The 12,976-nt window shown below is 63.1% G+C and carries 17 protein-coding genes; 7 read left to right on the forward strand and 10 right to left on the reverse strand.

Annotated features, from left to right (window positions below):
* Nucleotides 1-53: 53 nt before the first annotated feature.
* The 6 genes from AC1RUK_RS31680 to AC1RUK_RS31705 form a co-directional block, all read right to left on the reverse strand.
* Complete coding sequence (locus AC1RUK_RS31680; RefSeq protein WP_481837484.1) at nt 54-296, reverse strand: YMGG-like glycine zipper-containing protein; 243 nt, start codon at nt 294-296, stop codon at nt 54-56.
* A gap of 82 nt (nt 297-378) precedes the next feature.
* The gene (locus AC1RUK_RS31685; protein ID WP_481839341.1) at nt 379-705 is read right to left on the reverse strand and encodes a hypothetical protein; all 327 of its coding nucleotides are present in this window, start codon (nt 703-705) and stop codon (nt 379-381) included.
* Nucleotides 706-848: 143 nt separating this feature from the next.
* On the reverse strand, nt 849-1,022 hold the full coding sequence (locus tag AC1RUK_RS31690; RefSeq protein ID WP_481837483.1) for a hypothetical protein: 174 nt from the start codon (nt 1,020-1,022) through the stop codon (nt 849-851).
* 234 nt (nt 1,023-1,256) lie between these two features.
* On the reverse strand, nt 1,257-2,291 hold the full coding sequence (locus AC1RUK_RS31695; RefSeq protein WP_481837482.1) for a sensor histidine kinase: 1,035 nt from the start codon (nt 2,289-2,291) through the stop codon (nt 1,257-1,259).
* Nucleotides 2,292-2,444: 153 nt separating this feature from the next.
* The gene (locus tag AC1RUK_RS31700; RefSeq protein WP_140554166.1) at nt 2,445-2,609 is read right to left on the reverse strand and encodes a DUF1328 domain-containing protein; all 165 of its coding nucleotides are present in this window, start codon (nt 2,607-2,609) and stop codon (nt 2,445-2,447) included.
* A gap of 206 nt (nt 2,610-2,815) precedes the next feature.
* Nucleotides 2,816-3,610 carry a response regulator gene (locus AC1RUK_RS31705; RefSeq protein WP_481837481.1) on the reverse strand — a complete coding sequence of 265 codons (795 nt, stop codon included), beginning with the start codon at nt 3,608-3,610 and terminating at the stop codon, nt 2,816-2,818.
* Between the two features lie 223 nt (nt 3,611-3,833).
* Here AC1RUK_RS31705 and AC1RUK_RS31710 point away from each other — a divergent pair, with 223 nt between their 5' ends.
* Complete coding sequence (locus AC1RUK_RS31710) at nt 3,834-4,037, forward strand: NepR family anti-sigma factor (protein WP_481839340.1); 204 nt, start codon at nt 3,834-3,836, stop codon at nt 4,035-4,037.
* A gap of 2 nt (nt 4,038-4,039) precedes the next feature.
* Nucleotides 4,040-4,591, forward strand: a complete 552-nt coding sequence (locus AC1RUK_RS31715) for an RNA polymerase sigma factor (protein ID WP_006203856.1) — start codon at nt 4,040-4,042, stop codon at nt 4,589-4,591.
* Nucleotides 4,592-4,627: 36 nt separating this feature from the next.
* Here the strand turns inward: AC1RUK_RS31715 and AC1RUK_RS31720 are convergent, their stop codons facing one another.
* A complete protein-coding gene (locus AC1RUK_RS31720; RefSeq protein WP_436171799.1) occupies nt 4,628-4,948 on the reverse strand; it encodes a response regulator in 321 nt (106 codons plus the stop codon).
* Between the two features lie 225 nt (nt 4,949-5,173).
* Here AC1RUK_RS31720 and AC1RUK_RS31725 point away from each other — a divergent pair, with 225 nt between their 5' ends.
* The 3 genes from AC1RUK_RS31725 to AC1RUK_RS31735 all read left to right on the forward strand — a co-directional run bounded on the left by AC1RUK_RS31725 (nt 5,174) and on the right by AC1RUK_RS31735 (nt 6,854).
* Nucleotides 5,174-5,935, forward strand: coding sequence for a Crp/Fnr family transcriptional regulator (locus AC1RUK_RS31725; RefSeq protein ID WP_481837480.1), 762 nt, complete (start codon nt 5,174-5,176; stop codon nt 5,933-5,935).
* A gap of 116 nt (nt 5,936-6,051) precedes the next feature.
* Nucleotides 6,052-6,378, forward strand: a complete 327-nt coding sequence (locus tag AC1RUK_RS31730; protein WP_481837479.1) for an ElaB/YgaM/YqjD family protein — start codon at nt 6,052-6,054, stop codon at nt 6,376-6,378.
* 11 nt (nt 6,379-6,389) lie between these two features.
* Nucleotides 6,390-6,854 carry a hypothetical protein gene (locus tag AC1RUK_RS31735; protein WP_481837478.1) on the forward strand — a complete coding sequence of 155 codons (465 nt, stop codon included), beginning with the start codon at nt 6,390-6,392 and terminating at the stop codon, nt 6,852-6,854.
* Nucleotides 6,855-6,922: 68 nt separating this feature from the next.
* Here AC1RUK_RS31735 and AC1RUK_RS31740 read toward each other — a convergent pair whose 3' ends face one another.
* On the reverse strand, nt 6,923-8,455 hold the full coding sequence (locus AC1RUK_RS31740) for a sensor histidine kinase (RefSeq protein WP_436169483.1): 1,533 nt from the start codon (nt 8,453-8,455) through the stop codon (nt 6,923-6,925).
* Nucleotides 8,456-8,597: 142 nt separating this feature from the next.
* Between AC1RUK_RS31740 and AC1RUK_RS31745 the strand changes: the two genes are divergently transcribed.
* On the forward strand, nt 8,598-8,774 hold the full coding sequence (locus tag AC1RUK_RS31745; protein ID WP_481839627.1) for a hypothetical protein: 177 nt from the start codon (nt 8,598-8,600) through the stop codon (nt 8,772-8,774).
* A 26-nt stretch (nt 8,775-8,800) separates the two neighbouring features.
* Here the strand turns inward: AC1RUK_RS31745 and AC1RUK_RS31750 are convergent, their stop codons facing one another.
* Nucleotides 8,801-9,721 carry a diacylglycerol/lipid kinase family protein gene (locus AC1RUK_RS31750; protein WP_481837477.1) on the reverse strand — a complete coding sequence of 307 codons (921 nt, stop codon included), beginning with the start codon at nt 9,719-9,721 and terminating at the stop codon, nt 8,801-8,803.
* A 255-nt stretch (nt 9,722-9,976) separates the two neighbouring features.
* On the opposite strand from AC1RUK_RS31750, the gene AC1RUK_RS31755 reads away from it, so the two are divergent.
* Nucleotides 9,977-11,305 carry a PRC-barrel domain-containing protein gene (locus AC1RUK_RS31755; RefSeq protein ID WP_481837476.1) on the forward strand — a complete coding sequence of 443 codons (1,329 nt, stop codon included), beginning with the start codon at nt 9,977-9,979 and terminating at the stop codon, nt 11,303-11,305.
* A 79-nt stretch (nt 11,306-11,384) separates the two neighbouring features.
* On the opposite strand, the gene AC1RUK_RS31760 is transcribed toward AC1RUK_RS31755, so the two are convergent.
* Complete coding sequence (locus tag AC1RUK_RS31760) at nt 11,385-12,953, reverse strand: alkaline phosphatase family protein (RefSeq protein WP_481837475.1); 1,569 nt, start codon at nt 12,951-12,953, stop codon at nt 11,385-11,387.
* Between the last annotated feature and the right edge of the window lie 23 nt (nt 12,954-12,976).

Raw genomic sequence — 12,976 nt, forward strand, 5'->3', positions numbered from 1 at the left:
AACGGAGACCGGACGAACCGGTCTCCGTTGCTATGCTTGCATGCTGAAGCGGATCAGCAGCGGGCCGTGTAGAGACGACCGCGATTGTCGCGGTACTGGCAATAGCCATTGCGCAGGTTGCGCACGAGCAGACCGGATCCGGCACCGACGGCTGCGCCGATGAGCGCACCCTTGCCGCCGCCGATCAGGCCGCCGGCCACTGCGCCGACACCGGCGCCGACGCCAACGTCCTGCTCGGTCGTGCTGCAGCCGCTGATTGCGACCACGGCAACCATGGCAATAATCACTTTCCGCATAGAGTCTCTCCTCACTTTGTCCTCACTTTAGCGAGCACCAGCCGTCATTTAGCATGAAACATCGGCCTTTGCCCGCCCGATTTTACTGTTGGCTAAGATAGTCTTTTTCGGGGCGCGCAGCGTTCGATGCAACCACAAGGTTGGAAACCTGCAAGGAGGCGTCGAGCGTGCCGTCCGGGCGCACGTTCCAGACGATCTGGTCATAGTCATCCTCCAGCGCCGGATCGACAGCGAGGCACTCGGCAACGATATGCGGAGCCTGGCCCTGGACATCGGTCAGGGCAAAAGGCCTTTCGGCGGTGCATTCCGCGGCGGTCTCGAAGACACTGACCGGCACGGACAATTCATGGCACTCGGTCATGGTGTTCGAGCAACCGATGACCAGGAGCAAAGCAGCGATGTGTTCCATGGCGACAAACCTCTCGCCATAAGAACGGTCGAAATCAGCCAAAGTTCCTGCGCCGGCGGCGCGGCAGCCAACAATTGGAGGCAGCAGTTCGCCGAAGGCTCCGCAGCGATTTCAGACGAGCGCGAGATTGTTCGGGTTCGACGTCAGGTCAGTTGCCAAGCCGCCGCCAGCACCGCAGCAGCGACCAACACGACAGCGGCGAAACGAAGCATAGGGTGGAAGTGCCGCGAAGCCGCGGCCGAGGTCTCGGGATCCTGGAATCCACTCATCGAGACGCGGGCGGCTTGCTCAAGCCTGTTCATGTCGGCAACCGTCAAGACCAATCCTCCCCTAGAGCGGTTTTGATAGAAACGCTGCTCCGCTCTAAGTATTTGTTTTTGCGCAAATCCGAACGGAAAACCGCTGCGCACTCTTCCTGAATTGCTCTGTTGCGCTGCGACCGCGGCGGGACATCCGGCGGGTCGGCAGGCTCCAGCGCAATCCGGGTAAGGCAGCATCCAATTTTATGGTGAACAGCCGGTTAAGAACTGCAACTTCTCGGCGATATCCGGTCAGTCCGTTTCGAAATTGCCGTGCGGCACGACGAGGCGGTATTCGACACGGTCGCCGGTGATCTCGAGCGTCGCCGTTCCGTTCAGCGATGTCGGCACGACACGCTCGAGCGCAACGCTGCCGAAACGCTTCTCCCTGGGTTGCCGGTCACGGGCGCCGATGGCTTCGGCCCATGTCAGCGACAAGGCAGGCTTGTCAGCGGAAGCGGCGGTCAGTCTGGCTGTGACCTCGACAAAGCCATCCGGCCGCGACAGGGCGCCGTAGCTCACCGAATTGACGGCGAGTTCGTGCATCGCCAGGCCGATATGCAAGGCGGCATTCGGGTTGAGGTAGGGATTCTCGCCGGCGAAACGCAAGCTTCGCCGGGGGTCGGAGCCGTAGCGCGCAACCTGTCCGGAGACCAGCTCGCGCAGGGCTGCACCCCGCCAGTTGGAGGACGTCACCAGATCCTGGGATGAGGCCAGCGACTGCAGCCGGCCGCGAAAGCGCGTCAGGAAATCGCCGAGTGTCTCGGAATAGCGGCCGGTCTGGGTAGCGATGCTCTGGATGATGGCCAAAAGGTTCTTCGAGCGATGGCTGACCTCGCGCAGCAGTGTCTTCAAGGTCTGCTCGCGGCGTTTCTGCTCGGTCGTTTCCACCATGGTGGTGACGACGCCCTGTACGGCGCCGTTTTCGCCGTGATCGGCATCGATCCACACCTGGAACCAGCGTATGCCGTCCTCGGCGGGAACACCGAGTTCGAGACGCTCCGGATTGCCAGAGGCGATGACGTTGCGCTTGGCGGCGCCGATGCGCTCTGCCTGCGCCGGCGGCAATATGCCGTTGCTGTCGGCGCTGTCGGACGCCCATGGCGCGCGCATGTTGCGCGCCCACACGGTCTTCATCTCGCGATCCTGGTAGAGAACCGAAATGCCGGCATTGTGCAACGCGTGGAGAAGAGCCCGGCCAAGCTGCATTCCGCTTTCGGCTGGATGCAGAGCGATGACTTCATCACTCCGCGGGCTGTCGATCATTTCTGGCGCCTTGGAACGCATCGATCATTGCCACCGATCCCAGGCTGAACGGTTCACTGTGAATTGGGTTCCCTCAAACGGTCCGCCGGGCGGCACCTCGTTGGAGTGCACCGCCCGGCGGTGGCTGGAAACCGTTTGAGGGGTGCGGCTTCCAGTGTCCGTTCGCGCCTGCCCTCACGCCCGTTTGAACAGGCCGGCAAGCAGCGAAATGATCAGGAAGGCGAGAAAGATGAAGAACAGTATCTGTGCAATGCCGGCCGAGGTGCCGGCGATGCCGCCGAAACCAAGCGCGCCGGCGATGATCGCCACGACGAGAAATACCAGCGCCCAGTAGAGCATGATCCGTCTCCTTCCAATGCTGAGGCAAAACGTGGTTGGTTGGTGTTTGTTCCACCATTTGCCGAAAAAGACGATCCCTGGAAAACCGCTCGGGCGCGAAATTCAGTCGTGCAGCGCGAACCGCCAACTTGGCGGGCACCGAGGCACGAAGAAAGGTCATTTCATCTGGGAAACAGGCCAGCGCCGCGATGGCGCGGGCCTCGGCCCTATGCGGCCGCCTTGGCTTGCCTGTCGAAGAACAGCGCCTGGCTGATCAGCGCCTTGACCATATCCGGATTGAACGGCTTGGTGACGAGGAAGGCTGGTTCAGGCCGTTCGCCGGTCAGCAGGCGTTCTGGAAAGGCGGTGATGAAGATCACAGGCACCGATGTGGACGACAGGATCTCGTTCACCGCTTCGATGCCCGAGCTGCCGTCGGCAAGCTGGATGTCGGCCAGCACCATCTTCGGTCGCGTCTTGCCGAATATCGTCACCGCCTCGGCATGGGTGCGCGCCGTTCCGACGACGCGGTGGCCAAGGCTCTCGACCATTTCCTCGATGTCCATGGCGATCAGCGGCTCGTCCTCGATGATCAGCACATCGGTCGCCACCTGGCGGGAAATCTCGTTGCTGGCCTGGGCAAGCAGGTCCGAGAACTCCTGTTCGTCGGCATCGAGGATTTCTGCCGCCTCATCCTCGCTGAAGCCTTCGACGGCGACCAGCAGGAAGGCCTGGCGCGGGCGCGGGGCGATCGCGTTCAGATTGGCCGCCGCGCGCTGCTCCCATGCCGATTGGGCATGCTCCTGCGGAACACGGATGGCGATCGAGGTGAACAGCCTGGCGAAAACCTTGTACAGCGCAATGCGGTCGTTCGATGCATCGGGAAAGACATCGACGTCGGCGATGATGGCTTCGAGCATCGCGGCGACCAGTGCATCGCCACTTTCCTGTGATCCGGAAACGGCGCGCGAGAAGCGGCGCAGGAACGGCAGGTGCGGCGCGATGGTGGCGGACAAGCTCATGATGGACGTCTCCCTCAGATGACGCAATTGCATAGATCGCAGGTCAAGCCGAATGCAAGTCCCGAAGACCCAAACGCCAGCTTCCCGAAAAAGTTCCGATCAACGTGGAACTAACATAAGAGGAGGGCGTTCTGGGCTGGGATGGGCAAACCAGACGAGGGTGCCGCTTGCCTTGTGTTTTGTGTTGTTGGGGTGCGGCTCGGGTGCTGGAATCAAGGGCGAAATGAAAGATATGACGAAAAATACCAGGGCTGGCGCCGCAGGCAGGCGCCGGGCCGGTTCCGGTGACCCGCTCGGGCCAAACTCGGAAATCGGCCGCAAACTCAAGCAATATTACGATGAGCTGGTCTCCGATCATGTGCCGGATCGCTTTGCCCAGCTGCTCAGCCAGCTGGAGCGGACCGAACCCGCACCGAAGAAGGACTGAGCATGACGGCCGTTTCCCAGAGCTTCAAGACCGATCTGCTCGGCTCGATCCCGAGCCTGCGCGCCTTTGCCGTGTCGCTGACGCAGAACGCCGACAAGGCCGACGACCTGGTGCAGGAAACGCTGGTCAAGGCCTGGGACAAGCATGAAAGCTTCCAGCCGGGCACCAATCTCAAGGCCTGGCTGTTCACCATCCTGCGCAATGAATTCTACTCTCAAATGCGCAAGCGCGGCCGCGAGGTGCAGGACAGCGACGGCATCATGACGGCGAGGCTCGCGGTGCATCCGGCCCAGCACGGCCAGCTCGACCTCAAGGATTTTCGCGGCGCGCTCGAGCAACTGCCCGAGGACCAGCGCGAAGCCATCATCCTGATTGGTGCGTCGGGCTTTTCCTACGAGGAGGCAGCCGAGATCTGCGGCTGTGCGGTCGGGACGATCAAAAGCCGCGTCAGCCGCGCCCGGACACGGCTGCAGGAGATCCTGAAGATTTCCGGCGAAGACGAGTACGGTCCGGATGCCATCTCGGCGCAGGTGACAGGGTCGAACGCCGCTTGAATGGCGACGGGGCTTCGAAGCCGGGTTTCAGCACGTTCAGACGAGTGGTCCACGGCCGCAGGCCGCGGCCACGGCCTCGACGAGATCGTCTCCGGAATAGGGCTTGGCGACCAATCTGATGCCCGGAAAGGACGCCTTGATCTCGTCGGCGTCCGAATGGCCCGAAGCGAAGATGAAAGGCACGCCCTGCTGGCGCAGCCGCGAGGCAAAGTCGAGCGTCGAAGCGCCGCCCAGCATGAGGTCGACAATGGCCGCGTCGAATTGCGCAACGACATCCTGGGGCTCGATTTCCGTGAGGTCGCGAGCAATCACCACGTCGCCGGCGCCATAGTCGCGGCACAGCTGCTCGACATCCATGGCGATCAGGAATTCATCTTCGAGGACGAGGATCCGCAATCCGTCGAGCAATGAGGGCACAGGGCAATGTCTCCTTGAAACGGAGCGAGTCATGAGCGCTATTTGGCGGCCTGTCATTTAAAAAAGACATGGCCGGTTGAAAGGCTTGGTGATTGCCGGAACCTCGATCCCTTGCAAAGCGTTGCTGTCCACCCTCTTAAGGTGAGGGTTGGAAGAAGGGTCGAAATGTCCGGGCAAAACGGTCGTTCTTTTTCCAGCCGTCAGTATTCCTGCGAAAACTGCCCGCTGCGGCCGCTGCCTGCCTTTCGCGAATTCGAGAAGCAGGAACTGCTGTTCGTCAGCACGTTCAAAAAAGGAGAGCTGGCTGTCGACAAGGGCACCACGGTCCTGGTCGAGGGCAGCCACAGCGCGCATCTCTACACTGTGCTCTCGGGCTGGGCCTTCCGCTACAAACTGCTGTCGGACGGCCGCCGCCAGATCCTGAACTATTCGATGCCCGGCGATCTCATCGGCCTGCAGGGCAGCCTGATGGGCGAGATGCAGCACTCCGTCGAGGCACTGTCGCCGATGCTGCTTTGCGTCTTCGAGCGCGAACAATTGCATGAGCTCTATCGCAACCATCCCGGCCTTGCCTACGACATCACCTGGATCGCGTCGCGGGAGGAACGCATGCTGGACGAGAATTTGCTCAGCATTGGCCGTCGCACGGCGATGGAGCGCGCCGCCTATCTCATCGCCTTCATCTCCAGCCGCGCCCGCGCGGTCGGGCTGAACGGCAAGGCTCCGGTCAGCATCCCGATCACGCAGCAGCACATCGCCGATACGCTCGGCCTGTCGCTGGTCCACACCAACAAGACGATCCGCAAGCTGATGGACCGCAAGCTGATCGTCTGGCGCGATGGCGGCTGCCAGGTGGTCGACCACGAAAGACTGAAGGAGCTGGCGCACTGGGAAGGGCTGGGCGAGGATCGACGGCCGCTGATCTGAACATCGGGCCGGACTGGACTCGCAGGCGCAAACAGCCTTTCATGAAGCCGGATCCGATTTCGGAACCTTGGTGTGTGTAGGGCGTTTGAAATCAAGCAAACGCAAGGAGTTAAGCAATGGCGACTGCCACTGGAAAGAGCGCGAACGAAAGCCGGGCGAATTCGGATCTCGAAGCCGACATCAGGCAATTGAAAGCCGACATCGAAAAACTCACCAAGCAGTTGGCCAAGACCGGCGAACATGGGTATGGCACGGCGCGCCGTGCCGCCACCGAGAGCGTCGAGCAATTGCGCGCCCAGGGCGAAGCCGCCTTCGACAGCCTGCGCGGCAACGCCAAGGACATCGAAGCGCAGATCGCTGCGAACGTGCGCGAAAAGCCGGTGACCTCGCTGGCAATCGCCGCCGGGGTAGGCTTTCTTTTCGCGCTTCTGGCGCGGCGCTAGTTTCCGCACAGATGGGAATGCTGGCATCGCTGATCTCAGCCCTCGCCACGGGCGAAACGGTTGCGGCCCTGCACCGCGCGCGCACGGCCGCAATCGCGTATGCGGTTGCCGCGATAGCCGCGCTGTGCGGCCTCGGCTTCCTGATCGGGGCGGCCTATATCTGGGCGGCCGAACGCTATGGCCCGTTGCCAGCCGCCATAGCCTTCGGCTTCGGCTTCCTCGCGGTCGCAGGACTTCTCCTCATCGTCTATCAGCTGTCGGCCGGTGCGCGCGCACGGCGCCGGGCGCGCAGGCGTAGCGCCGACATGAAAGCGATCGGCATCACGGCCGCCCTTGCCGTATTGCCGGCGCTGCTCAAGGGCAAGGGCGGCCTGGGTGCCATTCTCGGCCCGGCGGTCGCGCTTGCCGCCTACGCCATCTACCGCGAGAACGTGAAACCCGATGCCGATGACAAGGATGGCGGCGAAGCGGACTGAAGCAATGCCAGGAAAAGTGTGTAACGGTTTTCCGTCCGGAATTGCGTCAAAACAAAGAGATTTGGGGCTTACTTCGGCAGATCCTCAAGCGGCATCGAGATTTCGGCGAAGACGCCTTCGGGGCGGAATTCGTGGGTCACCTCGCTGGAAATGACCTTGGCCAGGCTGCGGCGGATCAGGATCGAGCCGAAGCCGTGGCGGTCGGGGGGCTCCACCTGCGGGCCACCGCTTTCTCGCCAGGTCAGCACCAGGCGCCGCGCGCCCCGTTTGCCTTCGGCCTTCCAGGTTAGATCGACCTTTCCGGACGCCACCGACAGCGACCCGTATTGCAGCGCGTTGCTGGCAAGCTCGTGCAGGATCAGGCCCAGCCCAACCGCCTGATCAGGCGTAAGCAGGAGATCGGCGCCGGAAATGGTCATGCGCGGCCGCTCAGTGCTGTCGAACGGTTTGACCTCGATCTGCACCAGTTCCCTGATGCCGATGCCGCGCCATTCGCGGTCCGACAACAGATTGTGGGCGACGCCAAGCGCCTGCAGCCTGGCGCCGAAGGCTTCGAGGAATTCGCTGGGCTGGCGGGCATGGCGAACGGTCTGTGTCGCCAGCGCCTGCACGGTCGCCAGCGTGTTCTTGACGCGGTGGTTCAGCTCGCGCAACAGCAGCCGTTGCCGCTCGTCGCCGAGCTTGCGCTCGGTGATGTCGTAGTTGACGCCGAAGATCAGCGTCGGCTTGCCGTCGCCGTCGCGCTCGATGACGCGGCCGCGTGTGGCCACCCAGCGCGGCGGATGCATGCCCTTGACGCGATATTCGCCAAAGTAGTCATCGCTGCCGGTCAGCGCGTCGCGAAAGCGCGTCTCGGTCTGGTAGACGTCGCGCGGGTCGATGGCGGCCAGGATGTCGCGGGCTCGCAGCCGGTTGGAGCGCGGCAGGTTGAACAGCTCCGACAGCAGCACATCGCATTCGATGATATCGGTGCGGATGTCCCAGGCCCAGCTGGCGAGCGATGCGGCGTCGAGCGCGATGGCGCGGCGCTTTTCCTCGCGCTCAAGTGCGGCCGCGGCGATGGCGCCGCTGCGAGTGGCGTCCTTCAGCATGAACAGGCTGGCGGCAAGGCCGGCAAGCGCCTTCAATTGCTCGAGCTTGGCGGCAGACGGAAAGGCGTGCGGTTTGCGGTCGAGCACGCAGAGCGTGCCGATGCGGGTGCCGGCCACCACCATCGGCGCGCCGGCGTAGAAGCGAATGTGGTGCTTGCCGGTGACCAGCGGATTGCCGGCGAAGCGAGGGTCGAGGGTAGCGTCGGCCACCACCATCGGCTCGTCGCCAGCGGCGATCGCATGGGCGCAAAACGATATTTCGGTCGCCGTCTCAGTCTCGTCGAAGCCAATGCAGGATTTGAACCACTGCCGCTCGGCGCCAACCAGGGTGATCAGTGCAACAGGCGCCTGCATGACGGCCGCGGCGAGGCCACTGACGCGATCGAAGTCCGGATCGGCCGCAGTATCGAGCGCATCGAGGCCATGAAGCACGGCAAGCCGGTCCGGCGCGTTTACGGCGCCAAACACATCAGCCGGCAATGCCGGTGCGTTCTCAACCCTGTTGTCCACCGAGCCCCCGAATACCCGGGTTTGTGGTCGCAGGCCGCCACGCCGTCAGACGCGGCCGCCCGCGGAACCTTCGTAGCAAGGAATCGTTACCCGACCATGCTTTGCCAGACGCGCCTGCCGGCGCCGAACCATACGAAGGCCGATGATGATCAAGATCATTCCTGAAGACAAAGCTCGCCAGGGACATTGGGGGCGGCGTGTCTTGACCATCCTGATCGCAGCCTTGCTGCTGGCGTTCGTCGCCTGGGGCGGTGCCGAGATTTATGGTCGAATGATCGACCACACGCCGCCAGGTCAGGGGCAGTCGCCAGACGGCTAGGGTTCGAAATTTGGCCGGTTGGCGCATCACGCGGCCCTGGCCTGGGCGGTACGCGCGGGCACAAGCACGTTCAATGCGCCGGGGTGGATCTGGATTTCCGTTTCACGGTCGAGCCTGACCAGCTCGCCGTCCATGACGGCGCGGAATTTCTTCGCTGCCGAATGGATTTTCAGCATCGCCCTGTCGGCCTGGTGGATTTCGACATGCTCGCTGTCGCGCCATCTGCCGCGCACCATGTCGAGGAAGAACCTGGCCAACTCGCCACGCTGCCGCGCCACCGCAATGTAGATGCCGAGCATGCCACCGGTGGGATTGTCGGCGTAGGGCAGGTGGCCTTCGCCGAACAGGTTGTTGGTGATGCCGATGCCGGTGGTGCGGGTGATGATCTCGGCTTCGCCGATGGTCAGCGTCACGTTCATCGCCGGCGGGTTGTTGATGGTTGCCCAGGCGGCACGCACCGAGGCCCGCATCTTTCCCAGGCGTGAGCCGAACTCCATCTTCTGGCGCAGTTGCACCACTTTTGCATGCAGGCCGATCGAGAACTGATGCACGAATGGCCGGCCATTGGCGCTGGCAATGTCGACGGCGATCACCTCGCTATCGGCAAAGGATTTCACGGCAGCGTCGAGCGTTTGCGGGATGCCGAGCCCACGAGCGAAAAGGTTCATGGTGCCGGCGGGCAGGATGGCCAATGCCTTCTTGCGGTTCATCAGCAGGGCCGCCGCGGCCGAGATGGTGCCGTCGCCGCCACCGGCAAGCACGACGTTGACACCGCGCCTCGCCGCGGCTTTCTGCAGCGCGGCCTCGATCTCGCCACCGGCAACGATGTCGATGTCGATGGAATGGCCCGCTGCCTCCAGCGTCTTGCGCATCTGCTCGGAAAAGGCCGGGAGATCGGTCGTGCGCAAGGTGCCGCCGTCCCGGTTCAGCACCGCCGCAAATCGCATGCCCGCTCCGATTTTCTTCACAATCCATCGGGCCGGGAAGGCCCCAGCCACAGGCTGAAACGAAATGGCCGATGAAAGGTTCCCCTTGGCTCGGGCGAAATCCCGCAAGGTTTCCGGCGACTTATCCGGATGTGCCGAGCACGCCTAATTTCGGAACAACAGCGTGGTCACGACGTTGTGAACCAGTAGGAGGATGCCGAGGCTGACCGCTCGTCTGGCTCGGCGTGCAGAAATCAGGCACGAGGAGAGACGATCATGATCCGCACTCTTTTGGCGACGACAGCGTTGGCAACGCTGATTGCAACCGGCGCTTTCGCACAGACGGCAACAACCCCAGCGCCTGCACAGGCGCCCGCCACCGAGAATGCTCCCGCGGCTCCGGTGATGCGCGCGGAAGGCAGCCTGATGACCAACATCATCGGTGAATCCGTCTATAACGGTACGGCCGACGATGCCCAAAGCATCGGCCAGGTCAGCGATGTTGTCTTTGACGAAAACGGCAAGGCGAAATCCGCTGTCATCGGCGTCGGCGGCTTTCTTGGCATCGGGGCGAAGGATGTCGCGTTCGACTACGACAAGCTGCAGTGGGTCGAGAAGAACGGCGACCGCTGGCTCGTTGCGGAGACTTCGAAGGAAGCGCTGACGGCTCTGCCGGACTTCGACAGGAAGCCTTATGACCCAGCCCCGGCAGCCTCGACCGATACGTCGGCGACAGCGCCGACGGCTTCTACGGACGCTACCGGAACACAGAAGCCCGTCGACATGAACGCGGCGCCGGCTGAACCCGTTGTAAAGAAGGCAGATGGGAACCTGGCTACCAACATCATTGGCGAATCCGTCTATAACGGCACCGCTGATGACGCCCAGAACATCGGCGATGTGAACGACATCGTTTTGACCAAGGACGACAAGGCGCAGTCGCTTGTCATCGGCGTCGGCGGGTTCCTTGGCATGGGCGAAAAGAACGTCGCCTATGACTTCGCAAAGACGGAATGGGCCGAGCGGAACGGCGATCGCTGGCTGGTCGTGCAGACGACCAAGGAAGAGCTGGAGGCGCAGCCGGACTTCAACCGCAAGGCCTATGATCCGGCACCGGCGGCCAGCACGGCCTCGAACGAGGTCCCGAAGGCTGCCGCCCCAACAGCGACCGCTCCGGCCCCGGGGGAAAAGACAGCTGAGGCTCCGGCCACACCCGCGCCCGATGTGAAGGCAACCGACCCCACGCAGACCGCGGCGATCGACAAGTCGGCGCTGACAGAGATGCCGGTCGGCGAAATCAGAGGTGATGACCTTAAAGGGACGACCGTCTACGGCGCCAACGACGTCAAGGTCGGCGAGATCGGCGATGTCGTGCTGGCGCCGGACAACAAGCCTGACGCGGTCATCGTCGACGTTGGTGGCTTCCTCGGCGTCGGGGAGAAGGAAGTGGCTGTCGGCATGGACAATCTCAAATTCATGACCGACAAGGACGGCAAGAAGTATCTCTATACCACCTTCACCAAGGAGCAGCTCGAGGCACAGGCCGCCTACGACAAGGGCAGCTACGCCGAGAAGCGCGACCAGCAGCGGATGATGGTGAAGTAGGGAAGTAGGGAAGTAGGGAAGTAGGGAAGTAGGGAAGTAGGGAAGTAGGGAAGTAGGGAAGTAGGGAAGTAGGACTAGCTTAGTTCCTATTCCCTACTCCCCTATCAACGTACCCCACAACGCCGTCCTCCGTCAGTTCGGCCAGCGCCAGAGACTGGTCGAGATGGGCGGCCCGCCAGCCGAGCAGTTTTTCGGCAAACTCCAGCCGCACCGCGACATAGGCCGGATCGGTGGCGACGTTGGTCAGCTCGCCAGGGTCCTTCGCCAGGTCGAACAGCAGCGGCGGCAGGCCGCCTGCGAAATGTACGTACTTGAATTTTTCCGTACGGATGACGGCCAGATTGCACTGGCGCGGGCCGATGCCGAAATGGCGTTCGGGTTCGCCGCCGGCGATCGAGCGGAAATCGAATTCCCAGTGTGCCGCGTCGCGCCAGTCCTCGGGCGTCTCGCCCCCCAGGAACGGCTTCAGCGAAAATCCGTCGAGATGCGGCGGCGATTGCTCACCGAGAAGGTCGAGCAGCGTCGGCAGTATGTCCACGGCCTCGGTGAAGCGGTCGACCTGGCTGCCTGATGCCTCGCTGCGACGCGCGTCGCGGATGATCAGCGGGATGTGAAAGCTGCCGTCGAAGAAGCCGCCTTTGCCGAGCATCAGATGATCGCCCATCATCTCGGCGTGGTCCGACGTCAGCATGATGACGGTGTCGTCCCAGGCACCGGCCGCCTTGAGCGCTTGCCAGAGGCGGCCGAGCTGCGCGTCCACTTCCGAAATCATGCCGTAGTAGAGTGCGCGGATGGCGCGAAAATTGTCGTCGCCCCAGTCGCGCACCTTGCCTTCGCTGCCAGGGCGGAAGTTTTTCCGCTTCTGCCGGTCGAGAGCGTAGGCAAGATAAGGATGGCTCGCGGCCTCGGCCTGCCAGCTCTCGGCACGGCGGAAGGCGGGGCCGTCGGCGGGATCGTACATAGTGTTGTAGGGCTCCGGCACGATGAAGGGCGGGTGCGGGCTGATGAAGGAGAGGTGTGCGAACCATGGCGCGCCGCCTTCCTGTTCGCCGAGCCAGCGGATGAACTCGCCGGCGAGGAAGGCCGTCGGTGTCTCGTCCTTCGAATAGACGGGCGGCGTGGTGGTCACATCATCGCCGGCCTCTCCGCCGACGGGGCGATGGATGTCGGGAAAGCCAGCGCCGGTTTCGACGCCACGCGCCTTCAGCCATGACAGCCAAGGTTTTTGGTGCTCTGGCAGGAACTGCCGCACGCTGAAGCCGGGCAGCACGCCCTCGTAGCTCTTCAGCCTGGGGTCGCCAGGCGCCAGGCGGCGCGGATCGAGCGACACGTCGGTATAGCCGAACAGGGTCGGGTCATAGCCGAGGGCCCTGACCGCGAGCGCGATGTTGCCGTGGCGGGCATCGAGCGGCGTGCCGTTGCGGCAGACCCGGTTGTTCATCTGGTAGAGGCCGGTGTAGAGGCAGGCGCGAGCCGGCGAGCATGGTGCGGCCCCGCCATAGTGGCGCCGGAACAGGACGCCGTCGGCGGCAAGCGCGTCGGCGTTCGGAGTCTTCACCACGGGATGGCCGGCGGCGGACAGGCAATCGCCGCGCCATTGGTCGCAGGTGATGAGGAGAATGTTCGGGCGTCTACCGGACTTGGCCAATCTGGGTCTCCTCGCTGGATGAA

This window comes from Mesorhizobium monacense (assembly GCF_056781675.1).